At 70.8% G+C, this 21,448-nt stretch carries 23 protein-coding genes; 10 read left to right on the top strand and 13 right to left on the bottom strand.

Annotated elements, in window-relative coordinates; genetic code table 11:
- Positions 1 to 36 precede the first annotated feature (36 nt).
- On the top strand, positions 37 to 3,150 hold the full coding sequence (locus AB0B64_RS44010; protein WP_358186193.1) for a S41 family peptidase: 3,114 nt from the start codon (positions 37 to 39) through the stop codon (positions 3,148 to 3,150).
- 156 nt (positions 3,151 to 3,306) lie between these two features.
- Entirely contained in the window at positions 3,307 to 4,665 is a 1,359-nt protein-coding gene (locus AB0B64_RS44005) for a glycosyltransferase family 4 protein (RefSeq protein ID WP_357951857.1), read from the top strand.
- A 7-nt stretch (positions 4,666 to 4,672) separates the two neighbouring features.
- On the opposite strand, the gene AB0B64_RS44000 is transcribed toward AB0B64_RS44005, so the two are convergent.
- A complete protein-coding gene (locus AB0B64_RS44000) occupies positions 4,673 to 5,578 on the bottom strand; it encodes a trypsin-like peptidase domain-containing protein (protein WP_357951855.1) in 906 nt (301 codons plus the stop codon).
- A gap of 203 nt (positions 5,579 to 5,781) precedes the next feature.
- On the opposite strand from AB0B64_RS44000, the gene AB0B64_RS43995 reads away from it, so the two are divergent.
- A complete protein-coding gene (locus AB0B64_RS43995) occupies positions 5,782 to 6,495 on the top strand; it encodes an HNH endonuclease family protein (RefSeq protein WP_358186183.1) in 714 nt (237 codons plus the stop codon).
- 25 nt (positions 6,496 to 6,520) lie between these two features.
- Here the strand turns inward: AB0B64_RS43995 and AB0B64_RS43990 are convergent, their stop codons facing one another.
- The gene (locus AB0B64_RS43990; RefSeq protein ID WP_358186181.1) at positions 6,521 to 7,357 is read right to left on the bottom strand and encodes an SGNH/GDSL hydrolase family protein; all 837 of its coding nucleotides are present in this window, start codon (positions 7,355 to 7,357) and stop codon (positions 6,521 to 6,523) included.
- A gap of 217 nt (positions 7,358 to 7,574) precedes the next feature.
- Between AB0B64_RS43990 and AB0B64_RS43985 the strand changes: the two genes are divergently transcribed.
- Positions 7,575 to 8,819: an isochorismate synthase gene (locus tag AB0B64_RS43985; RefSeq protein ID WP_358186176.1), complete on the top strand. Its 1,245-nt coding sequence runs from the start codon at positions 7,575 to 7,577 to the stop codon at positions 8,817 to 8,819.
- A gap of 136 nt (positions 8,820 to 8,955) precedes the next feature.
- Here the strand turns inward: AB0B64_RS43985 and AB0B64_RS43980 are convergent, their stop codons facing one another.
- The 3 genes from AB0B64_RS43980 to AB0B64_RS43970 are packed head-to-tail and all read right to left on the bottom strand — an operon-like array spanning position 8,956 to position 11,517.
- Positions 8,956 to 9,570: a YigZ family protein gene (locus AB0B64_RS43980; RefSeq protein ID WP_358186170.1), complete on the bottom strand. Its 615-nt coding sequence runs from the start codon at positions 9,568 to 9,570 to the stop codon at positions 8,956 to 8,958.
- Between the two features lie 55 nt (positions 9,571 to 9,625).
- Positions 9,626 to 10,942 (bottom strand): MFS transporter, encoded by a 1,317-nt coding sequence (locus AB0B64_RS43975; RefSeq protein WP_358186166.1) that lies wholly within the window; start codon positions 10,940 to 10,942, stop codon positions 9,626 to 9,628.
- Complete coding sequence (locus AB0B64_RS43970) at positions 10,939 to 11,517, bottom strand: helix-turn-helix domain-containing protein (RefSeq protein WP_357951843.1); 579 nt, start codon at positions 11,515 to 11,517, stop codon at positions 10,939 to 10,941. Before AB0B64_RS43970 ends, AB0B64_RS43975 begins: the two co-directional genes overlap by 4 nt.
- Positions 11,518 to 11,652: 135 nt before the next feature.
- Here AB0B64_RS43970 and AB0B64_RS43965 point away from each other — a divergent pair, with 135 nt between their 5' ends.
- Positions 11,653 to 12,054 (top strand): hypothetical protein, encoded by a 402-nt coding sequence (locus AB0B64_RS43965; protein WP_358186159.1) that lies wholly within the window; start codon positions 11,653 to 11,655, stop codon positions 12,052 to 12,054.
- 17 nt (positions 12,055 to 12,071) lie between these two features.
- Complete coding sequence (locus tag AB0B64_RS43960) at positions 12,072 to 12,650, top strand: TetR/AcrR family transcriptional regulator (RefSeq protein WP_357951839.1); 579 nt, start codon at positions 12,072 to 12,074, stop codon at positions 12,648 to 12,650.
- Between the two features lie 299 nt (positions 12,651 to 12,949).
- Here the strand turns inward: AB0B64_RS43960 and AB0B64_RS43955 are convergent, their stop codons facing one another.
- On the bottom strand, positions 12,950 to 13,474 hold the full coding sequence (locus AB0B64_RS43955) for a CGNR zinc finger domain-containing protein (RefSeq protein WP_358186153.1): 525 nt from the start codon (positions 13,472 to 13,474) through the stop codon (positions 12,950 to 12,952).
- A 96-nt stretch (positions 13,475 to 13,570) separates the two neighbouring features.
- Here AB0B64_RS43955 and AB0B64_RS43950 point away from each other — a divergent pair, with 96 nt between their 5' ends.
- Positions 13,571 to 14,443, top strand: coding sequence for a hypothetical protein (locus tag AB0B64_RS43950; RefSeq protein ID WP_358186147.1), 873 nt, complete (start codon positions 13,571 to 13,573; stop codon positions 14,441 to 14,443).
- Positions 14,444 to 14,473: 30 nt separating this feature from the next.
- Here the strand turns inward: AB0B64_RS43950 and AB0B64_RS43945 are convergent, their stop codons facing one another.
- Positions 14,474 to 14,596, bottom strand: a complete 123-nt coding sequence (locus tag AB0B64_RS43945) for a hypothetical protein (protein ID WP_358186144.1) — start codon at positions 14,594 to 14,596, stop codon at positions 14,474 to 14,476.
- A 42-nt stretch (positions 14,597 to 14,638) separates the two neighbouring features.
- Between AB0B64_RS43945 and AB0B64_RS43940 the strand changes: the two genes are divergently transcribed.
- Positions 14,639 to 15,097, top strand: coding sequence for a MarR family transcriptional regulator (locus AB0B64_RS43940; RefSeq protein WP_357951833.1), 459 nt, complete (start codon positions 14,639 to 14,641; stop codon positions 15,095 to 15,097).
- Between the two features lie 11 nt (positions 15,098 to 15,108).
- Here AB0B64_RS43940 and AB0B64_RS43935 read toward each other — a convergent pair whose 3' ends face one another.
- The 3 genes from AB0B64_RS43935 to AB0B64_RS43925 all read right to left on the bottom strand — a co-directional run bounded on the left by AB0B64_RS43935 (position 15,109) and on the right by AB0B64_RS43925 (position 16,962).
- A complete protein-coding gene (locus tag AB0B64_RS43935) occupies positions 15,109 to 15,321 on the bottom strand; it encodes a hypothetical protein (protein ID WP_225291204.1) in 213 nt (70 codons plus the stop codon).
- Between the two features lie 25 nt (positions 15,322 to 15,346).
- On the bottom strand, positions 15,347 to 15,919 hold the full coding sequence (locus tag AB0B64_RS43930) for a LysE family translocator (RefSeq protein ID WP_357952189.1): 573 nt from the start codon (positions 15,917 to 15,919) through the stop codon (positions 15,347 to 15,349).
- A 71-nt stretch (positions 15,920 to 15,990) separates the two neighbouring features.
- On the bottom strand, positions 15,991 to 16,962 hold the full coding sequence (locus AB0B64_RS43925) for a YafY family protein (RefSeq protein WP_357951832.1): 972 nt from the start codon (positions 16,960 to 16,962) through the stop codon (positions 15,991 to 15,993).
- A gap of 56 nt (positions 16,963 to 17,018) precedes the next feature.
- Between AB0B64_RS43925 and AB0B64_RS43920 the strand changes: the two genes are divergently transcribed.
- Positions 17,019 to 17,768, top strand: coding sequence for a DeoR/GlpR family DNA-binding transcription regulator (locus tag AB0B64_RS43920; protein WP_358186136.1), 750 nt, complete (start codon positions 17,019 to 17,021; stop codon positions 17,766 to 17,768).
- Between the two features lie 85 nt (positions 17,769 to 17,853).
- On the top strand, positions 17,854 to 19,002 hold the full coding sequence (locus AB0B64_RS43915; RefSeq protein WP_358186132.1) for an MFS transporter: 1,149 nt from the start codon (positions 17,854 to 17,856) through the stop codon (positions 19,000 to 19,002).
- Between the two features lie 85 nt (positions 19,003 to 19,087).
- Here the strand turns inward: AB0B64_RS43915 and AB0B64_RS43910 are convergent, their stop codons facing one another.
- The 3 genes from AB0B64_RS43910 to AB0B64_RS43900 all read right to left on the bottom strand — a co-directional run bounded on the left by AB0B64_RS43910 (position 19,088) and on the right by AB0B64_RS43900 (position 21,374).
- Complete coding sequence (locus tag AB0B64_RS43910) at positions 19,088 to 19,849, bottom strand: TSUP family transporter (protein ID WP_357951827.1); 762 nt, start codon at positions 19,847 to 19,849, stop codon at positions 19,088 to 19,090.
- Positions 19,850 to 20,191: 342 nt separating this feature from the next.
- Positions 20,192 to 20,809, bottom strand: coding sequence for an ATP-dependent Clp protease proteolytic subunit (locus AB0B64_RS43905; RefSeq protein ID WP_357951825.1), 618 nt, complete (start codon positions 20,807 to 20,809; stop codon positions 20,192 to 20,194).
- A 1-nt stretch (position 20,810) separates the two neighbouring features.
- Positions 20,811 to 21,374: an ATP-dependent Clp protease proteolytic subunit gene (locus AB0B64_RS43900; RefSeq protein ID WP_357951824.1), complete on the bottom strand. Its 564-nt coding sequence runs from the start codon at positions 21,372 to 21,374 to the stop codon at positions 20,811 to 20,813.
- Positions 21,375 to 21,448 lie beyond the last annotated feature (74 nt).

Raw genomic sequence — 21,448 nt, 5'->3', positions numbered from 1 at the left:
CGGCCGGAGTCCCGGCTGCCTGATCACGGAGCACACATGTCCGCCTACCTGCGCTTCCCCTCTATCTTCCAGGACGTGGTCGTTTTCGCGGCCGAGGACGACCTGTGGATGGTCTCCGCCCTCGGGGGACGCGCCTTCCGTCTGACCGCCGGGCTCGCTGAGGCCGGTTACCCGCGCATCTCGCCGCGCGGCGACCAGCTCGCCTTCGTCGGGCGCGAGGAGGGCCCGGAAGAGGTGTACGTCATGCCCGCCGACGGCGGCGCGGCCCGGCGGGTCACCTATCACGGAGCCCGCTGCACCGTGACCGGCTGGGACCCCGAGGGCCGCATCCTGTACGCCAGCGACGAGTGCCAGCCGTTCGAGGGCCGCAAGTGGCTGCACCGGGTCGCGCCGGGCGGCGTGCCGCACCGCCTGCCGTACGGGCCGGCGAACTCCATCGCCCACGGCCCCCGCGGCATGATCGTCCTGGGCCGCAACACCGCCGACCCCGCGCGCTGGAAGAGGTACCGCGGCGGCACCGTCGGCGACCTGTGGATCGACCCCGACGGCGAAGGCCGCTTCCGCCGGCTCATCCGGCTGCCCGGCAATCTGGCGTCGCCCTGCTGGAGCGGTGACCGCGTCTGCTTCCTGTCCGACCACGAGGGCGTCGGCAACGTCTACTCCTGCACTCCGGACGGCGACGACCTGCGCAAGCACACCCACCACGACGACTACTACGCGCGCAATCTGTCCGGTGACGGCCACCGCCTCGTCTACCACGCGGGCGCCGACCTCTACCTGCTCGATCCGGAGGACGCGCCCCAGCGGATCGACGTACGGCTGGCCAGCTCCAGGACCCAGCGCAACCGCCGGTTCGTGGAGGCCGACGACTACCTCGAGAGCGCCACGCTCACTCCCGACGGCAGCGCCCTGGCCGTCACCGCGCGCGGCAAGGCGTACACCATGGCCGGTTGGGAAGGGCCGGTCCGGCAGCACGGCGAGCCCGACGGCGTCCGCTACCGCTTCCTGACCTTCCTCAACGACGGCCGCCGCCTCATCGCCGCCGCCAGTGACGACGGTGACGAGGAACAGCTGGTCATCCTCGGCGACCCGGCCGCCCCGGAGATCGCCCGGCTCGGGCGGATCACCGCGCTCGTGCCCGATCCCGCCCATGACCGCGTCGCCGTGACCAACCACCGCGACGAGCTGCACCTCGTCGATCTGGCCACCGGGCGGGCCGTACTCGTCGAGGCCAACCCGCACGGCCCGCCGGCGGACCCCGCCTGGTCGCACGACGGCCATTGGCTCGCGTACGCCACCCCGCTGAACGCCCACACCGCCGCGATCATGCTGCACCACCCCGCGACCGGCCAGACCGTCGCCGCCACCGAACCCCTGCTCGAAGACTCCCGCCCCGCCTTCGACCCGCGCGGCCGCTATCTCTACTTCATCGGCCAGCGGGTCTTCTCCCCCGTCTACGACCAGCTTCAGTTCGACCTCGGCTTCCCCCTCGGCACCCGCCCCTACGCCATCGCGCTGCGACGGGACGTCCCCGACCCGTTCGTCCCGCAGCCCCGCCTCCTGGGAGCGAAGGACGAGGAGGAAGAGGAAGAGGAGGAGGGCGAGCCCGAGCCGCTGCGCGTCGACCTCGAGGGCCTGGCCCGCCGCGTCACCGCGTTCCCCCTGCCGGAAGGCCGCTACGAGCGGGTCGCCGGGCTGCCGGGCAAGGCGCTCATTCTCAGCAGCCCGCTGCAGGGTGAGAGCATCCTGGACCTGTACGACTTCACCAAGGGTGAGCGCGAGACCTTCGCCCGCGGCGTCAGCGACTTCGAGCTGTGCCGCGATCACAAAACGCTCCTGTACCGGGCGGGCGACCGGCTGCGCGTGCTGAAGGCCGCCGAGACGCCCGACGACGACGGCGACACCCCGGGCCGCGAAACCGGGTGGATCGACCTGTCCCGGATCAAGGTGTCGGTCTGCCCGGCGGCGGAATGGCGGCAGATGTTCCGTGAGGCGTGGCGCCTGCAGCTCGAGAACTTCTGGACCGAGGACATGGCCGGCGTCGACTGGCACGCCGTCTACGAGCGCTACCTGCCGCTCGTCGAACGCGTCAGCACCCGCGGCGAGTTCTCCGACCTGCTGTGGGAGCTCCACGGGGAGCTGGCCACCAGTCACGCCTATGAGAGCGGCGGCGAGTACCGGCCGGGCCCCGACTACACGCAGGGCAAGCTCGGCGTCGACTGGGACTATCGCGACGGCGTCTACCACATCGGCGCCATCGTCACCGGCGACGCGTGGAACCCCGAGGCCACCTCCCCGCTCAACCGGATCGGCCTGGACGTACGGCCGGGCGACGCGGTCCTGGCCATCAACGGCGCCCCCATCGGCGAGACCGCCACCCCCAACGAACGCCTGGTCAACCAGGCCGACGAGGAGGTCGAGCTCACCCTGCGGCGCGGCGAGCGCGTCTTCACCGCCGTCGTCCGCGCCATCGCCGACGAGGGGCCCGCCCGTTACCGCGACTGGGTCAACCTCAACCGCGCCCGTTGCCATCAGCGCTCGGACGGCCGCGTCGGATACGTACACATTCCCGATATGGGCACCGACGGGTTCGCCGAGTTCCACCGCGGATTCCTGGCCGAGCACGACCGTGACGCGCTCATCGTCGACGTCCGCTTCAACGGCGGCGGCAACGTCTCGGCGCTGCTGCTGGAGAAGCTGGCCCGCCGCAGACTCGGCTACGACTATCCCCGCTGGGGTGATCCCGAGCCCTACCCGCCGGAGTCGACGCGCGGTCCGCTGGTCGCCATCACCAACGAATGGGCCGGCTCCGACGGCGACATCTTCAGCCACACCTTCAAGCTGCGCGGCCTCGGCCCGCTCGTCGGCAAGCGAACCTGGGGCGGGGTCATCGGCATCTGGCCGCGGCACCGGCTGGCCGACGGCACTGTCACCACACAGCCAGAGTTCTCCTTCGCCTTCGACGACGTCGGCTGGCAGGTCGAGAACTACGGCACCGACCCGGACATCGAGATCGACATCACCCCGCAGGACTACGCGGCGGGCACGGACACCCAGCTCGAGAAGGCCATCGACGTGATACTCGGGCTGCTGGCCGAACACCCCCCACACACCCCGGATCCAACACATCGGCCACGGATGCAACCTTAAGAGGATTTGCAACGTCTATAGATCATGCGTGGGGTTAGTCCTCGGGGATGGACAGGACACTCCACCGAAGCGGGACAATAAGCCGGTGGCGAATTCGCACACATCGCCATTGGCCACTTGTGTAGTGACACTCTCGGTTCAAGGGGGACTTCTCAGGTGCGCGCACTGGCACGCAAGGGCAGGTCGGCGATGGTCCGGCTGTACAAGGGCTACAACCGCCGCAAGGTGCGCAAAGCGCCGCCGCCGTCCACGGACAAGGTCAGAATCCTGATCCTGCACGCGTACGGCATGGGCGGCACGATCAGGACCGTCTTCAACCTCGCCAGTTATCTGGCCGAGAACCACGACGTGGAGATCGTCAGCATCCTGAAGGAGGCCGAGGAGCCCTTCTTCCCGATCGACCCGCGGGTCAAGTTCCGCTTCCTGGACGACCGGCTGAACCCGGGCCCGGACCCGGTACGCGCGATGCTGTCGAAGCGGCCGAGCAAGCTCATCCCGCCGGAGGAGTCGGCGTTCCACCGCTTCAACCTGTGGACCGACCTGAAGCTGGCCCGCTACATCCGCTCGCTCGACACCGGGATCCTCATCTCCACCAGGCCCGGCCTCAACCTGGCGATGGCCCAGTTAGCGCTGCCGAGCGTCATCACCATCGGCCAGGAGCACGTCGCGCTGCGTACCCAGCCGGAGGCGGTGCAGGAGCTGATCAAGTGGCGCTACCGCCGCTTCGACGCGCTGGCCACCCTCACCAAGGCCGACCTGCGCGACTACCGCGCCGCCCTGCCCAAGAAGCCGAAGCGGCTGATCCGCATCCCCAACGCCGTGCCGCCGATGACCGGCGACGTGGCCAAGCTCGACTCCAAGGTCGTCATCGCCGTCGGCAGACTGACCCGCCTCAAGGGCTTCCACCGGCTCATCGTCGCCTGGGAGGAGGTCGCCAAGACCCACCCCGACTGGAAGCTGCGCATCTACGGCGCCGGCCCCCAGGAGGACAACCTGCGCCAGCAGGTGATCGACGCGGGTCTCGAGGGCCAGATCGAGCTGCCCGGCGCCACCTCCGACGTCGGCGCCGAGCTGGAGAAGGCGTCCGTCTTCGTGCTCAGCTCGCGCCACGAGGGCTTCCCGATGACCATCCTGGAGGCCATGGCCAAGGGGCTGGCCATCGTCAGCTTCAACAGCCCGCACGGGCCAAAGGAAATGATCACCGACGAGGTCGACGGGCTGCTGGTCAAGCCGCGTACCAACGCCAACCTCGCCACCTCGCTCCTGCGCGTCATCGAGGACGAGGAACTGCGCCGCCGCCTGGCGGCCGGGGCGCTGGAGACGGCGCGCACGTACGACGTGGACGTCATCGGCGCGCAGTGGGACGCCCTGTTCGAGGAGCTCCTGGCCCGCCGCAACGGCACCTACGTCAAGCCGACGCCGCCCACGCCCGCGGAACCGGCGTCGGCCGAACCGGCACCCGCGGAATCCGCACCGGCGCCGGCCGAGCCCGCGCAGACTCCGTGGTCCTCCTGACGGCCGACTAAGCGCGGCTCGTCAGCTCGACCGGCTCCGCGATGACGTCCACCAGCGCCCCATTGCGGTGGACCGTGATCGGCAGGGGCCGCCCGATCGCCTCGGCGAACATCAGCCGCTGCAAGCTCTGCGCGTCGCCCACCGGATGGCGGTCCGCGCTCAGCACCAGATCCCCCGCCCGCAGGCCGGCCCGGTCGGCGGGCGATCCGGGCATCACCTCCACCACCCGCAGCGCGCTGTCCTGCCCGGTCCGCCGGCGGAGCGGCTCGCTCAGCGGCGCCGGCGAGGTCACCAGTCCGAGGTAGGCCCGCCGTACCCGGCCGTCCTTGATCAGCGTGGCGATGATCCCCCGCGTCGTGCTGTTGACCGGCACGGCCAGCCCCACCCCGACGCCGGCCACGGCCGTGTTGACGCCGACCACCCGCGCCCGCGAGTCGGCCAGCGCTCCTCCCGAGTTGCCGGGGTTCAGGGCCGCGTCGGTCTGGATCACGTCCTCGATGAGGCGTACGGCCTGACCGCTCCGGGCCGGTAACGACCGTCCCAGTCCCGACACCACGCCGGCCGTCACCGAACCGGCCAGCCCCAGCGGGCTGCCCACCGCCACCACGAGCTGTCCCACCACCAGTTCGTCGCTGTCGCCCAGGACGGCGGGCTCCGGCGTGGGCACCTGCGCCCTGATCACCGCCAGATCCGACAGCGGATCGCGCCCCACCACCAGGAACTCACCCGACGACCCGTCGGCGAACGCCACCGTGCCCGCCCTCGACGAGCCCACCACGTGCGCGTTCGTCAGCAGGAACCCGTCGGCCGTGAAGACCACCGCCGACCCGCTGCCCCGATCCGCCCGAACACTGGCCACCCTCGGCAGCAGCTCGGCCGCCACCGAGGAGACGACGCGAGAGTAATCATCCATGACGACACCCTTCTCAGTTGCTTACATCATTACTCCGCAACTGAGAAAACGGCCACCGCCCATGAAGATCCGCATCCGGATCAACAGGACCGCGCGCCACACACCCCTCTCTCTGCCGCCTCAAACCTCTCACTGTGTCAAACACCACAATGTCGGGAATTGATCTCTAGAGAACCTGTGCCCAAGAATCCCCGGAGGCGTACTTGAGCACAAAGGAAACGGTCGCCCTCCTGGCAGGGGGCGTCCTGGTCGTCTCCCTCATCGGCGGCACCAAGACCAGCCCGGCCACCGCGGCCAGCCCCCTCACCAACACCAGCGGAACCCGCCCAGGACTCGCCCCCATCGCCACCGACGCCGACCGGGCCAGCGCCCGCACCCTCATCAAGCGGCTCCGGGTCAAGGGACGCGGCCCCAAGACCGGCTACGAGCGCACCAGATACGGCGACAACTGGGCCGACACCGCCACCGGCGTCCCGTACGCCCGCAACGGCTGCCGCACCCGCGACGACCTGCTCGCCCGCGACGGCCAGGACGTCAAGTATCGCCAGGGCTCCCGCTGCGAGGTCGTCTCCCTCGTCCTGACCGACCCCTACACCGGCCGGACCATCGACTGGCGCAAGGACCACGCCGACGAGATCCAGGTCGACCACGTCATCCCGCTCGCCTACGGCTGGCGGATGGGCACACCGCGCTGGTCGATGTCCAAGCGCGTGGACTTCGCCAACGACCCGCTCAACCTGCTGCCCGTCTACGGTGCCGCCAACGAGCAGAAGGACGCCTCAGGGCCGGCGGGCTGGCTGCCGCCGCAACACCGTATCCGCTGCGCCTACGTCACCCGCTTCGCGCAGGTCGCGCTCAAGTACGACCTGCCCGTCACCCGTGCGGACAAGAACGCCATGCTCGCCCAGTGCCGCTGACCGCCGCTCAGATGACCAGCGCCGCTCAGAGCACGTCGATCCACTCGAAGCCGTTCTTGAACGTCAGCTGGGCCAGGGCCCGCTGCCCCTGGGGGTTGGGGTGGAAATAGTCCCACTTGCTGATGTGGTCGAGCGTGAACGGGTAGGCGAACACCGCGCCCCCGTCCGTACGGCACGCGGTCCCCAGCGTCGCGCACGCCTGGGCGGCCTCGTGGTTGTAGGCCATCACGCGCGCCCGCACCCGGGCCCGCCGCGCCACGTCCGCGGGCTTGGCCGACGAAGGGGAGGCCAGCATCGTGGGGCAGATCCGGCCGAGCGTCCAGAACGTGCGCGCCAGCGCGTTGCTCTTGCCGACCTGCCACAACCGGCGCAGGTCGGGAATGCTGGCGAAGAACACCCTGACCCCCGGCACCCCGGCCCGCAACTCCGCCAGAGCCGCGTCGAGCCGCTGCCGGTAGACGCTTACGGGCGTCATGTCCTTCTCCGCCGGCTTGCAGGCGTCCTGAGCGCCGATAAGGATTGTGACGTATGTCGCCTTGGCGGTGATCGCCTGCTTCACCTGACCCATCAGGTCCGCGCTCGTCGACCCGGGCACCGCGAAGTTGCGGTTGTGCCCCGTGATCGTCCGGCTCAGCCCGGCCAGCCGCAGGTAGTGGCTGGTCACCTCGGCGTTGTCCCCCGCCGACCAGGAGCGGGAGGTGCACGAGACGTACCAGCCGCACGCGTTGAACCCCGCCGAGATCGAGTCTCCCAACGCCGCCATGACCTCTGGGACAGGCTCCGCCGAGGACGACGCGTGTGCCGTACCGGAACCGAGAAGAACGAGGGCAGCGGCGAAGAGGGGTGCGAGACGAGTGATCATGCGGCCCAAAGTAGGGATGGGCGCGGAGGCCGACTATGTCGTCAAGGCAACATCTGCCATCTCGGGACCGTGTTCATATCGCTGCTTGACAGTCCTCATCCGATGAGGATGCTCCGAATATCATGCGGGTTCCCCCTTTATCTGGGTTCATTGACCGTAACCGGTCATTCACGGGGGTCCCAGTCGAACGTGTTCAGTTCCCGCATAGAGTGTCTGGGTGAGTGTCGCGCTCGGAACCACCCGCCCGCTACCGGTTCGCACCGCCCCCATAGGTGACCCCGGTGACCTGCTGGCCTCCCTGCCCCGGACCGCCGCCCCCTATGCCTGGATCCGGCACGGCGAAGGACTCGTCGGCTGGGGTGAGGCCGCGCGGGTGGCCGTTCCCGCAGGTCCCGACCGGTTCGCCTGGGCGAGCCGGTGGCTCGCCGACCTGTTCGGCGACGCCCACATGGACGGCTATTTCGACGGTACCGGTGGCATGCCCGGCGTCGGACCCGTCGCCTTCGGCTCCTTCACCTTCGACGAGAACGCCGCCGGCTCCGTCCTCGTCGTGCCGCAGGCCGTGCTCGCCCGGCGTGCCGGCCGCGCCTGGCTCACCACCATCGGCGACGCGCGCCTCGAACCCCTCACGCCCGTACGCGATCCGGGCCGCATCAGTTACGGCGACGGCAGCCTGTCCGCCCCCGAATGGGAGCATGTCGTCGCCCAGGCCACCCGGCGCATCCGCGAGGGCGAGCTGGAGAAGGTCGTCCTGGCCCGCGACCTGATCGCCACGGCCGAGCGGCCGATCGACGTACGCCTCCTGCTCGACCGCCTCGCACAGCGCTATCCCGACTGCTACACCTTCTCCGTCGCCGGCCTGGTCGGCGCCACCCCCGAGCTGCTCATCCGGCGCACCGGCAAGGAGATCGAGTCGCTCGTCCTGGCCGGCACCACGCCCCGCGGCACCGGTCCGGCCGACGACCTGGCGCGCGGCGCGGCGCTGTTCGCCTCGGCCAAGGACCGGCACGAGCACGAGTGCGCGATCGCGTCCGTACGCGAGACGCTCGCCCCGCTGTGCTCGTCGCTGCAGACGCCCGACGAGCCTGAACTGCTCATGCTGCCCAACGTCCAGCACCTGGCCAGCCACGTGACCGGGCGCCTGGCCGACGGCGCGTCGGTGCTCGACGTGGTCGCCGCCATGCACCCGACCGCGGCCGTGGGCGGCACGCCCACCGACACCGCCATCAAGGTGATCCGGGAGCTGGAGGGGATGGACCGCGCGGGCTACGCGGGTCCGGTCGGGTGGATCGATGCGCACGGGGACGGGGAGTGGGGGATCGCGCTGCGGTCGGGGATCGTCCGGGGGCGCCGGGCGCGGCTGTTCGCGGGCGCCGGCATCATGGGCGACTCCGACCCGAGCTCCGAACTCGCCGAGGCGCAAGCGAAGTTCCGCGTCATGCAGTACGCCCTCGAGGGATGACCTGCTGGTTTCTTGTTATGGTCTAATGTTTTGTTACGGCAAGCCTGGGAAGACCCACCCGCCGTACGTGGCTGAGGGCCTCCAGGGACACGGCCGCTGAGCCCGCACAGGGCCGGCCGCCGTTACGGCCGCATTCTTAACCGACTACGTGGATTCTGTTGCCCGGTGTCACCTGAGCCCTGCCCGCCGTCAGGGTGGCCAGCCAGTCCGTGAAGGCGGCCGTCTCGTCGTCCCCCACCGCCACTGTGAAGACGACCTTGCTGCCGTAGGAAACCTCCCTGATGGGGTGTCTCGATGCCCGTAGGTCGTTCTCTATGCGGCCCGCCTGGTCGTGGGCCACTGTCACCTCGAAGAGCGTCGCCGGGATCATGCGGATCGGTACCGCCTGGTCCAGGGTCTCCGTCACCGCGGAGCTGTAGGCGCGGACCAGGCCGCCGGCGCCCAGAAGGGTGCCGCCGAAGTAGCGGGTCACCACCGCCACCACATCGTTGAAGCCTCTGCCGGTCAGGGCCTGGAGCATGGGGGTGCCCGCCGTGCCGCCTGGTTCGCCGTCGTCGTCGCCCTTCCGGTCATCGCCGATCACGTAGGCCGTGCAGTTGTGGGAGGCGCTCGGGTGCAGGTGGCGGCGTTCGGCGATGAAGGCCGAGGCTTCCGCGGGCGTCCTCGCCGGGGCGAGCGCGCAGACGAAACGGGAGCGGCGGGCCTCCGTCTCGTGCTCGATGGCGGCGCTGAGAGTGAGGTAGGAGGACACGTCCACAGATTAGTGCTCACCGGACAGGCCGTCGGGGCGGGCTTCCCCCGTCCGGTCATGGGCTGCGGCTGCTCTCCGTACCGATGCTTTCGGCTGATGCCGGCGCGGAGGGCGAGCCCACGCCACGGGGCTGGTCCATCTGCCGCCATTCACGGCGCAACCCGGTCAGCCCGATGGTGAGGAAGTAGGCCGCCCCGCACGCGACCAGCACCGGCGACAGTCCGGCGGCGGCCACCGCCGCGCCGGCCATGAGCCCGCCCAGCGGAATCCCGGCCCAGGCCAGCGAGTCTCCCAGCGCGTTGACCCGCCCCAGCAGCCGTCGCGGCACCCGCTCGAAGAGGATGGCGCCCAGAATCGGGTTGATGAGCCCGCAGCCGAGCCCGCTCACCGCGAACACGACCAGCATCACCCACACCGGCGCGTCCATCGCCAGGACCAGGAACCTCGGCGGCCCCGCCACCAGGAAGGCCACGAAGAACACCGCCCGCCGCCGCATCCGGTGCGCCACCGCGGCGGCCACCAGGCTCCCGCCGACCGCGGCCAATCCCATGGCGGCGCTGTTCAGCCCGATCACGGCCGGGCCATGGCCGGACTCCCGGGCCCACACCGGCACGAGTACCTGGGCGAACGCGGCGTCCAGCAGGTTCGTCACGGCGACCATGAGGGTGAGGGCCAGCAGCATCGGCTCGGCCCGCAGAAAGGCGACCCCCTCGGCGAATCGCCGCCAGTAGCCCCCCGCCTCCAGCACCGGGGCGGGGATCGGGGCGCCCGCGTACCGTGCCTGGGTGCGTGGCAGCGCCCACACGATGACGACGGAGCCGAGCGCGAAGCAGGCCCCGCTGAGCGCCAGCCCCACCAGCGGACCGGCCAGCGCCACCAGCGCCCCGCCCATCGCCGGACCCAAGGTGGCGGCCAGCCGTTCGGTCACGCCCGACAGTGCCGCGGCCCGCTCCAGCGGTATCCGGCCACGTTCGGCCGCCTCCGGCACCATGATCTCCTTGGCCAGATCGCCGGGCCCACGAGCCGCGCCGATCAGTGCCACCAGCCCGAGCAACGCCGGGAAGGCCAGCAGGTCGAGCGCGTGCAGCAGAGCCACGGCCCCGGCTCCGGCGGCGCTCACCACGTCGGCGACCCACGAGACCCGGCGCGGGCCCAGGTGATCGACCAGCGGCCCCGCGAGCAGCTTGACCAGGACGTACGGCGCCATCTCGCAGAAGGCCACGAGCCCGGTCATGGCGGCGCTGCCGGTCGTGACGAGCACGAACCACGGCAGCGCGATGGCCGACACCCGGGTGCCGGTCAACGACATCGCCATGGCGGCCAGAACACCGGCCAGCGGGCGTAAGGACCGTCCGGTCGCAGGAGGAGTCATGACGGATCCACCTCCGATCCGTCCGGCTCCGGCAGCAGGTGCATGACCAGCGACACGCGTTCGGCACCCTCGGCCGTCTGCTCGGACGCGTCTCGCCGGTAACGGTCGATCACGGACAGCAGCTCCTCACGCATCCGCTCCGCCTCTTCCGGGGTGAGACGGAGCGCCCAGTGGCTGATGTCGAAGGCATCGAACCAGGGGCGGGGCATGGTCTGCAGTTCGTTCAGCGCGCGCTGTGTCAGCAGGCTGTGCGCGGCGGCCACGGAGCGCAGGTATGCCATCAGCGCCTCGGGCTCCTGCCTGGCCACGTCGCTGGAGGTCAGCCGGGTCACCTCGTGCACCGCGCGCCACCACCGCTCCCGCGCGTTCCCGCGTTCGGCGTCCTCCTCGACGAAGCCCGCCGCCGCCAGCCTGCGCAGGTGGTAGCTGGCCGTACCGGAGTTGACGCCGAGGCGCTCGGCCAGCCGGGTGGCCGTCGAAGGACCGTACTTGCGCAGCAACTGGACCAGCTCCACCCGCACCGGGTGAGCGAGGGCCCGCAAGCCCTTGGCATCGAGAACTACGACTGACGTCATGCCCCCACCCTAGATTGCCAACATCTCTTCGCAAAGAGTTCTTCGCGAAGAGATGTTGGCAATCGCTGGGCTCCGCCGCCGACGTGTTCGCGCTGGGAGGTCTGGCGCACGCGGCGCACGTTCGGGCTCGGCGTCGTGGCGGGGGCGGCCGTGGCCGCCGCGGTGGTCGCGACGGCCGCCACGGCCGGGCTGATCAGGCCGGGCGCCGCCGACGGCACTCCGCTCGCCCAGCCCGCCGCGATCGTCACGGTCACCGGACAGGCACCCGCCCACCCGACGGAGAACGAGGACGACGTCAGATACGGCGCCGCCGGCCTCGCCGCGGACAAGATGGCCGTGCTCGACTCCAGACAGACCGGCACTCATCAGGCGCGCGTCGACAACACCAAGTACATGAGCACCTACGAACCCGACCAGGCCGAAGGCAGGCTCGTGTGCGTCTTCGGCCGGAACACGATCGGCCTCGTCAAGGTGACGAAGGTCAGCGAGGGTGACAGCAACTACATCACTATGGACCTGACAGTCTGGCAGCGCTGACGCCTACTCTTGAAGTCATGTCCGTGACGCCCTTGCGGGGCGGGCCGGCGCGCGAGGCCGAACTGCTCGGCGTCGTGCTCGATGTGCTGCGCGAAACCGGCTACGACCGGCTGACCATCGACGCCGTGGCCGCACGCGCGAAGGCGGGCAAGCACACCGTCTACCGGCGCTGGCCGTCCAAGGCGGAATTGGTGGTCGCGGCATTCGTCAACGCCGTCTCCACCACGCCGGTGGCGCCCGACACGGGTGAGCTGCGGGCCGATCTGCTCGGGCTGATGGAGTCGCTGGTGGGCGAGCTGGCCCGGCTGAGCGACGTCGTCGCCGGGCTGGTCGGGGAGATCCTGCACAACGCCGACCTGGCGCGCGCGGTGCAGCAGAACTACGTCGCGACGCGCCGCCGGTTGACGCTGGAGGTGTTCGAGCGGGCCTGGACCAGGGGCGAGCTGTCCCGCAGCGCCGACACCGACCTGCTGTGGCAGGTGGGCCCGGCGGTCCTGTTCTTCCGCGCGCTGGTGAGCGGCGAGCCCGTCGACAGCGAGCTGGCCCGGCGCCTCGTGGACCACGTCGTGCTACCTCTCGCCCTCAACCGCCGGTAGCCTCCCCGCCACACCTGCCTACCCCCCAAGCCAAGCCCTCGCTTGGCCCGCCACTCCCCCAGCCCTGGCTCCGTTCTTCCTCCCCCGAAGGGGGTGCCCTTCCATGGGCCTCTGCCCCGAGGGACCACCTTCTTCCACCCCCTGAAGAGGATGTCCCTCCATAGGACCTCCGCCCCGACGGACCGCCCTCTCTCCACCCCCCGAAGGGGGTATCCCTCCAAAAGGACACCAGCCACCACGGACCGTCACACGGATGGAGCCCGGTTACGTGACAAACCACCCGGGAAACCATGGCTACCCTAGGTCCGCCGCCGGGCGCGATACGCGCTGGCCTTGGCGCGGTTCTGGCACGACAGCCCGCAGAACCGCCGCGAGGCGTTACGCGTCACGTCGAAGAAGACCAGCGAGCACCCCTCCGCCTCGCACGACCGGAGCCGTACCCCCTGCCCCACCCCGATCACCATGGCCAGCGCCGTGCCGATGTCGGCGGCCCACGCGTCGACCAGTGGGGCTCCCGGCTGGTGGAAGGCCAGCATGGGCGGCTCTCCGCCCAGGTGGGCGACGGCCGCGTACCGTACCAGCAGCGCGTTGAGCGACGCGACGGAATCGGGACCGCCGCCGAAGACGGGCCGCAGCTCGGCGGCCACCTCCGCCAGGTGGTCGGCGTCGGCGGCGGTCAGCCCCCCGGCGGGCGGCCGCTCGAGGCGGGCCGTGGCATCGAGTACGGCGGCACGGCGCGCGGCCCCGCCGGCCGGCGGCTCAAGATCGCGCCCATGCGCCTCGCCCACGGCCAGTACGTTCACCAGGAGGACGGCGAGCTCCACCCACCGGCCAACATAACTGTCTATTTGCGATTGACCAGTGATGCGCCAGGAGTCTATCGTCACTGTCATAGCTTACCTAGACAGTGAGGAATCGGCATGTCCATCGATGGCAGACTCGCCCGGCGCATGTGGCACCAGTTGGAGCCGATCCACGCGGCGCTGTACTTCTCCCCGCAGGCCTTCGAGGAGGCGGCGGCGATCGGCTACGACGTGGAGTCGCGCTGGCCGAGCTACTTCGCCTACCGCACCGCGCCGTTGGGCCGCGCGGGCACGAACCTGGCCTTCGCCACCTACTACAGCTTCAGCCCGCGGACGATCGCCGAACACGTTCCGGCCGTCTGGGACACCGCGAGTCCCGCAGAGGTGCTGCGCGCCCGCCATCGGGCCGTGGACCGTACCTATCGGACCCTGCTCGGCGACGGGGTCGGGGCGCTCGGCGAGGCCGCCGAGCTGGCCCGGCGGGTGGCGGAGAGCGTGACGGTGGGCGGACGGCCGTTCGCCGCGGCCAACCTGGACCTGCCCTGGCCCGATGAGCCGCACCTGGCGCTCTGGCACGCCGCCACCGTGCTGCGTGAGCACCGCGGCGACGGCCACCTGGTGGCACTGCAGGCGTCGGAGCTGGACCCGTGCGAGTCGCTGGTCTCCTTGGCCGCGATCGGCGGCGCCCCGGTGGCCAACTTCGCCGGGCGCGGCTGGAGCGAGAGCGAGTGGGCCGCCGCCCAGGACCGGCTGGCCGGGCGCGGCCTGGTGGACACCGAGGGCCAGGCCACCGACCAGGGCCGGGCGCTGCGCGACCAGGTCGAGCGGATGACCGACGACCTGGCCGCCGAGCCGTGGCGGCAGCTGGGCGAACAGCGCGCCGATCGGCTGGCTCAGCTCATCCAGCCCGTCCTGGGAGCCGTCTTCGAGGCGGGCATTCTCCCGATGACCAGCACGCTCGGCATCGCCACCGTGAAGGCCCCCGACTGACGGGCGCACCCTCCCCGAGCGGCCCGCCGGTCAGAAGCCGGGCGCGGACTGCCAGATGCTGATCTCGGTGCCCTGGTCGTCGGTGCATTCGGCTGCGACGAGGGACCGGAAGCGGTGAGGGTCATCGTCGCCGCCCTCACCCTGCGCAAACACGCGGGAAGTTTCGCCCGTTTGTGAAGCCCGTAGAATCCGCCTGTGAGTCGTGACGAGGAGGCCGTGCGCCACACGGTCGAGCGGATGGCGCGGATCTTCTCCGACTGGGGCTTGCCGCCCATGGCCGCGCGGGTGCTGTTCACGATGATGGCGGCCGAGGAGCGGACGCTGACGGCCGCCGAGCTCGGTGAGCGGCTCGGCGTCAGCCCGGCCGCCATCTCCGGCGCGGTGCGTCTGCTCACGCAGATGCACCTGGTGGTGCGCGAGCCGGTGCCCGGATCCCGCCGCGACGTCTACCGCCTGCCCGACGACGCCTGGTACGAGCTCACGCTGACCAAGATGCCGATCTTCCGGCAGATCACCGGCGAGGCGTCGGCCGCGGTCGAGGCGGTCGGCGGCGACGGCACCGTGGCCGGCGCGAACCTGGCCAGAATGCGCGACTACTTCGAGTTCGTGGAGCGGGAGTTGCCCCAGCTCCTCGACAAATGGCGCGCACGCTGAGGAACCGAACGCTAGCCCCTGCCGTACTTCTTGTGCACGGCCTGCTTGCTCACCCCGATCGCGTTGGCGATCTGCGCCCACGGTAGCCCGGCCACCCTGGCCCGGCGCACCTGCACCGCCTCCATGCGCTCGAGTTCGTGCCGCAAGGCAGTGGTGGCCTGCAGCGCCCGCAGCGGATCCTCGTCCTGCGCCTGCCGCATCAGCGTCGCCAGGTCGTTCGTCATCCCCTTAACGTAGCCCAGCGGCCCGTCATCGCGAATCCAGGACGAGCCTCAGGCCGAGGCCGATGAGGACGACGCCGGAGATCTGCTCCAACCGCCGCCTGACCGCCGGGCGGCCCAGAAACGCCTTGGCCTTGGCGACGGTCCAGATGAGCAGGCCGTACCAGAGCAGGTCCACGAGCACCCAGACGACGGCGAGCGTGACCAGGGTGAGCGGGACGTTCTGCCCGCGCGGCACGAACTGCGGCAGGAACGACATCGCGAACACCGCCGCCTTCGGGTTGGCCAGGCAGGTCCCGAATCCGGCCAGGAACGACCTGCGCCGCCCGCTGACCGCGTCCACCTCGACCGGCGGCGCGTCCTTGCGGCGGGCCTGCCAGAGCGACTGCGCGCCCATCACGACCAGCAGCACCGCGCCCGCGACGCGCATCACGTCGTAGGCCACCTGCGAGGCCAGCACCAGCGCCGACAGGCCGAACGCGGCGGCCAGCCCCCAGATCAGGATGCCGGCCTCGTTGCCCAGGGTGGCGGCCAGGCCGGAACCGCGCCCGGCCCGCAGGGTCTGTCTGAGAATGATCGCGGTACTCACCCCGGGAACCATCGCCACCAAGATGCACGCGCCAACGAATGCGATGAGATACATGTGGGGCATCGTGGCAGAATCGCCCGGATTCAGCCGTAGATTTTTCCGAGCTCCGCGATCGCCTCGGCCATCAGCGCGCGCAGTTCGGGCGGTCCGAGCACCTCGACGCTCGCCCCGAGCCGCAGCAGCAGCCAGCGGGCGTGCGTGAGCGACTCGATCGGTACGGTGAGCGTGCGCCAGCCCTCCGCGTCGGGCTCGCCGCCCTCGGCCAGCGCGGCGGTGACGACGTCGTTGCCCATCGTGTACGCGAGCAGGCTGTCGGTGCCGGGGGCGACCTTGATGACGGCCTCGGCGGTGTACATGCGTTCGCGGAACTCGCGCGAATAGTCCTGCCAGAAGTCGCCTAGGTCGAAGCCCTCGGGCCGGTCGAACCCGCCGGGCAGGGTCTCCAGTGTCAGAATGCGGGCCACCCGGTAGGTGCGCGGCGTCTGCCCGTCGGGGGCGGCGATCAGGTACCAGGAGCCGCCCTTGAGCACGAGCCCGTAGGGGTTCACCTCCCGCTCGACGTCCTGTTGGCCCCAGCGCCGGTAGGTCATCCGCAGCCGCCGCTGCTCCCAGACCGCCGCGGCCACCTCGCTGAGGTGCGGCACGTCGTCCGCGTCGCGGTACCAGCCGGGTACGTCCATCAGGAAGCGCTCGCGCATCCGGGAGGCGTGCGAGCGCGGCTCGGGCGGCAGCGCGGCCAGCAGTTTCAGCTCCGCGCTCGCCACCACCTCCGACAGCCCCAGCTCGGCCGCGGGCCCGGGAAGGCCGGCCAGGAACAGCGACGACGCCTCCTCTGCCGTCAGCCCGGTCAGCCGGGTGCGGTAGCCGTCGAGCAGTTGGTAGCCGCCCGCCGGGCCGCGATCGGCGTAGACCGGAACGCCGGCGGCCGACAGCGCCTCGACGTCGCGATAGACGGTCCTGACCGACACCTCCAGTTCCGCGGCCAGGTCGGTGGCGGTCATCCGGCCGCGCGCCTGCAGGAGCAGCAGGAGGGAGAGCAGACGGCTGGCGCGCATGGCCCCCATTGTATTGCGCACATTATTCGTGTTTGTATGAACACATGGAACGTGTGATGTCCATCATGAACGCCCTCCGCACCCACGACAGCGTCTCGGTCGCCGAGCTGGCCGCCGAGCACGGCGTGTCAGAGATGACGATCCGCCGCGATCTGGACGAGCTGGCCCAGCAGGGCGTACTCCGCAGGGTCAGAGGCGGCGCTCTGTCGCTGCTGCTGCGCGGCGAGGAGCCGCCGTTCGGGGTGCGGGAGCGCGAGGCGGTCGAGACCAAGCAGCGGATCGGCGCCGAGGTGGCCGGGCTGATCGCCGACGGCGAGGCGGTGCTGCTCGACGGTGGCACGACCGCGCTGGAAGTGGCGCGCGCGCTGCTGGACCGCCGGCTCACCGTGCTGCCGCTGGCGCTCCAGTCGGTGTCACTGCTGGCCGCGGCGCCGCGCGTACGTCTGGTGCTGCCCGGCGGAGAGGTACGGCAGGGCGAGCTGAACTTCATGGGCCCCCTGACCGAGACCTCCATCAAGGCCCTGCGCTTCGACACGGCGGTGATCGGCTGCTGCGGACTGTCCGCCGAGCACGGGCTGACCGCCCACGACCTGCCGGAGGTGGCCGTCAAGCAGGCCGCCATCGCCGCCGCCAGGCGGGTGATCGTGGCGTGCGACTCGGGCAAGTTCGCCAGGACGGCGTTCGGCGCGGTCTGCCCGATCTCGCGGCTCGACGTGGTGGTGACCGACGACGGCATTCCGCGCGAGCAGCACGACGCCCTGGCGGCCGCCGGGGTCGCCGTCCGCCTCGTACAGGAGTCCCAGTGAAGCGGCCCCGAGTAGCCGTCCGTCTCGTCCAGGAGTCGCCGTTGAACCGCGCCCGAGTCACCGCCCGTCTCGCTCAGGAGTCGCCGTGAGCCGCGCCCGGGTCGCCGTTTATCTGCTGTTCTTCCTCGCCGGGGCCGCCGTGGGCACCTGGACGGCCCGGATTCCGGCCATCAAGGAGAACCTCGGGCTGAGCGACGGGCGGCTGAGCCTGGCGCTGCTGGCCATCGCCGCCGGAGCGGTGGTGGGCATGCAGGCGGTCGGCCGCCTCGTCGACCGCTACGGCAGCAGCCGCGTCATGATCCCGGCCGCGCTGCTCCAGGGAGTCGTGCTCGTCCTGCCCGCCTACGCCGCGAACCTGGGCACGCTGGCCGCGGCGCTGTTCGGGTTCGGCGTGGTGCACGGGGTGCTGGACGTCTCGATGAACGCCAACGCGGTGGAGGTGGAACGCGCCTGGGGACGGCCGATCATGTCGTCCTTCCACGCGGTGTTCAGCATCGGCGGGTTCGCCGGCGCCGCGGCCGGCGGGCTGTTCGCGCACCTGGCGCTCTCCCCCGCCGTCACGTTCCTGTCCGTCGGGGCGGTGATCGCGCTCCTGGCCGCGTGGGCGGCGGCCTGGGCGCTACGCTCCCGCCCTGCCCCGGTGATCTCGGCCGACGGAGTACGCCCGGGGCTGCCCAAGGGCATCCTCTTCCTCGGCGTGCTGGCGTTCTGCTGCCTGGTGGGCGAGGGCGCGGCGGCCGACTGGAGCTCGGTCTACCTGCGGGAGGACCTGGCCGCGTCCGCGGGGTTCGCGGCGGCGGGATATGCGGCGTTCTCCATCATGATGACGGCGGGACGCCTGGCCGGGGACCGGCTGGCCGCCCGCTTCGGGCCGGTGGCGCTGGTGCGCGGGTGCGGGCTGCTGGCCGCCGCCGGGCTGGGACTGGCCCTGACGATCGGGCATCCGGTGGCGGCGGTGGCCGGGTTCGGGTGCTTCGGGGCGGGGTTGTCGTGCATCGTGCCGCAGGTGTTCTCCGCCGCCGGGCATCGTGACCCGGCGTTCGCGGGGCGGGCGCTGGCGAGGGTGGCGAGCATCGGCTATCTGGGGTTCCTGTCCGGGCCGGTGCTCATCGGGGGCATCGCCGAACTCTCCGGGCTGCCGCGGGCACTGGCCGTACCGGCGCTGCTGGCCGCGTTCGTGGCGCTGGCCGCGACCGCGCTACGCACTCGTACGACCGAGCCGGTCGGATCCTAAACGGTCGTGTCGGGACCGGTCGTGTCGGAACCGGTCGGGTCGGAACCGGTCGGGTCGGAACCGGTTGACGGTTGCCGGTCGGGTCCTAGCCGAACTGCTGCCAGCCCAGCCTGATCACCATGGCCACCACCACGCACAGCAGCACGACGCGGACGAAGCCCGTGCCGCGCTTGAGCGCCATGCGGGCGCCCAGCTGCGCGCCCGCCACGTTGCAGACGGCCATCCCCAGGCCCAGCCCCCACAGCAGGTGACCCTGCCAGCCGAACACGAACAGCGCGCCCAGATTGGTCCCGGTATTGATGATCTTCGCCGAGGCGGAGGCCGACACGAAGTCGAGCCCGAGGATCGTGGTGAACGCGATGATCAGGAAGGTCCCCGTACCCGGCCCCATGATGCCGTCGTAGAAGGCGATGCCCACGCCCGCGATCGTCACCGCCGCCACGACGCGGCCGTTCGTCCGCAGATGGGGCTGCGGCACCGAGCCCATAGCCGGACGCAGCGTCACGAAGGCGGCCACACCGACCAGCACCGCCATCACGGCGGGGCGCAGCACCTCGGCCGAGATCGCGGCCGCTGCCAGGGCGCCCAGCCCGGCGCTGACCACGGCCAGCCCCACGCCGGGCAGCGCGACCGCCCGGTCCAGCTTCGTGGTGCGCGCGTAGGTCACGGCGGCCGAGGCGGTGCCGAAGACGGAGGAGAGCTTGTTGGTGGCCATCGCTTGTACGGGCGGTATGCCCGTCACCATCACCGCGGGCAACTGCACCAGCCCGCCACCACCCACGACGGCGTCGACCCAGCCCGCGCACAGGGCAGCCGCCAACACCAACACCACATGCTCCAGCGGCACGCCACTCCCCCGATTTCCCCCGAGAACCGCCAGAAGCGTATATGTCCTGCTTTCGCAGTAGGTCAGGTGGGATGCCCCTTTGGTCCCGAAGGGCGCGGGACGGCCGCTACACACCAGGCTCAAAGCAGGCCGCCCCGCGCGTCCTCGTCCTCGCCGTCGGTGGCCGCGTCCGCACTTCACGCGTCCGCACTTCAGCAGGCAGCCGCCGGCGGCCCGCCTCGGTGGCCGAGGTGCTCGGCCGCCACCCCGAGGTGGCCGACGTGGCCGTGGTCGGCCGGCCGAGGCGGCCGGCGGCCACTGCGTGCTTCAGCGGGCGTGGCTGCCAGCGTCCGGTTCCACGCCTCAGCGGGTGGTGGTCAGTGTCCGTTTCCGGGAGGCGTAGATGTCGTCGATCAGGTGGTACGAGCGTGCCTGCTCGGCGGTGAAGATCCGGTCCCGCTCGATGTCCTTCCTGACCTCCAGCTCCGTCCTGCCCGTGTGCCGGGCCAGCATGGCCTCCTGCTGGTCGCGCATGCGCAGGATCTCCCTGGCGTGGATCTCCATGTCGCTCGACTGGCCCCGGCCGCCCTCGGTGGCGGGCTGGTGCAGCAGGATGCGGGCGTGCGGCAGGGCGGCGCGCTTGCCGGGCGTGCCCGCCGCTAGCAGGACCGCGGCGGCCGAGGACGCCTCGCCGATGCAGACGGTGTGGATCTCCGGCCGGACGAACTGCATCGTGTCGTAGATCGCCGTCATGGCGGTGAACGAGCCGCCCGGCGAGTTGATGTACATGTTGATGTCCTGGTCGGGGTCGAGCGACTCCAGCGTCAGCAGCTGCGCCATCACGTCATTGGCGCTGGTGTCGTCGATCGGCGTGCCCACGAAGATGACCCGGTCCTCGAACAGCTTGTTGTACGGGTTCATCTCCTTGATGCCGTAAGAGGTGCGCTCGGTGAACGAGGGCAGCACGTAACGTCCGCTCATGTCAGTTCATCCCCTCGGCCAGGTGGTCGACGAATCCGTATTCGAGCGCCTCCTGCGCGGTGAACCAGCGGTCGCGGTCGGAGTCGGCCTGGATCTGCTCCAACGGCCGGCCGGTGTGCTGGGCGATGATCTCGGCCAGCCTGCGCTTGGTGTAGAGCAGGCTCTCCGCCTGGATCTGGATGTCGCTGGCCGAGCCGCCGATGCCGCCGAGCGGCTGGTGCATGACGATCCGCGCGTTGGGCAGCGCGTAGCGCTTGCCGGGGGCGCCGGCGCACAGCAGCAGCTGCCCCATGGAGGCGGCGAAGCCCATCGCGACCGTCGCGACGTCGCACGGGACGAACTGCATCATGTCGTAAAGAGCCATCCCCGCGGTCACCGATCCGCCGGGCGAATTGATGTAAAGCGTTATGTCCCGATTCGGGTCCTCAGCCGCCAGCAAAAGGAGCTCGCCGCACAGCCGATTGCATATCTCGTCGTCGACCTCCTGGCCGAGAACAAGGATGCGCTCCTTCAGCAGGCGCTGGCTTACCTGGTCAGGCCAGGCCGCGCGCTGGGTCTCCGTCATGGAATCGCCTTTCTCTCGAACTATTCAACGACGCTAGACCCGGACCGCCGGAATTCCAGCTCCTTTTCGCTGGG

It is taken from the genome of Nonomuraea sp. NPDC049129, from assembly GCF_040648495.1.
Lineage (GTDB): Bacteria > Actinomycetota > Actinomycetes > Streptosporangiales > Streptosporangiaceae > Nonomuraea.
The sequence above is the reverse complement of the archived record's forward strand: the minus strand, read 5'-3'. Positions and strand labels throughout refer to the sequence as shown.

Bases quoted from the DNA above. Each gene is read 5' to 3' on its own strand.
- AB0B64_RS44010 (WP_358186193.1), top strand. From the start codon at position 37: ATGTCCGCCTACCTGCGCTTCCCCTCTATCTTCCAGGACGTGGTCGTT.
- AB0B64_RS44000 (WP_357951855.1), bottom strand. From the start codon at position 5,578: ATGGATGATTACTCTCGCGTCGTCTCCTCGGTGGCGGCCGAGCTGCTG.
- AB0B64_RS43990 (WP_358186181.1), bottom strand. From the start codon at position 7,357: ATGATCACTCGTCTCGCACCCCTCTTCGCCGCTGCCCTCGTTCTTCTC.
- AB0B64_RS43975 (WP_358186166.1), bottom strand. From the start codon at position 10,942: ATGACTCCTCCTGCGACCGGACGGTCCTTACGCCCGCTGGCCGGTGTT.
- AB0B64_RS43970 (WP_357951843.1), bottom strand. From the start codon at position 11,517: ATGACGTCAGTCGTAGTTCTCGATGCCAAGGGCTTGCGGGCCCTCGCT.
- AB0B64_RS43960 (WP_357951839.1), top strand. From the start codon at position 12,072: ATGTCCGTGACGCCCTTGCGGGGCGGGCCGGCGCGCGAGGCCGAACTG.
- AB0B64_RS43950 (WP_358186147.1), top strand. From the start codon at position 13,571: ATGTCCATCGATGGCAGACTCGCCCGGCGCATGTGGCACCAGTTGGAG.
- AB0B64_RS43935 (WP_225291204.1), bottom strand. From the start codon at position 15,321: ATGACGAACGACCTGGCGACGCTGATGCGGCAGGCGCAGGACGAGGAT.
- AB0B64_RS43930 (WP_357952189.1), bottom strand. From the start codon at position 15,919: ATGGTTCCCGGGGTGAGTACCGCGATCATTCTCAGACAGACCCTGCGG.
- AB0B64_RS43925 (WP_357951832.1), bottom strand. From the start codon at position 16,962: ATGCGCGCCAGCCGTCTGCTCTCCCTCCTGCTGCTCCTGCAGGCGCGC.
- AB0B64_RS43920 (WP_358186136.1), top strand. From the start codon at position 17,019: ATGTCCATCATGAACGCCCTCCGCACCCACGACAGCGTCTCGGTCGCC.
- AB0B64_RS43905 (WP_357951825.1), bottom strand. From the start codon at position 20,809: ATGAGCGGACGTTACGTGCTGCCCTCGTTCACCGAGCGCACCTCTTAC.
- AB0B64_RS43900 (WP_357951824.1), bottom strand. From the start codon at position 21,374: ATGACGGAGACCCAGCGCGCGGCCTGGCCTGACCAGGTAAGCCAGCGC.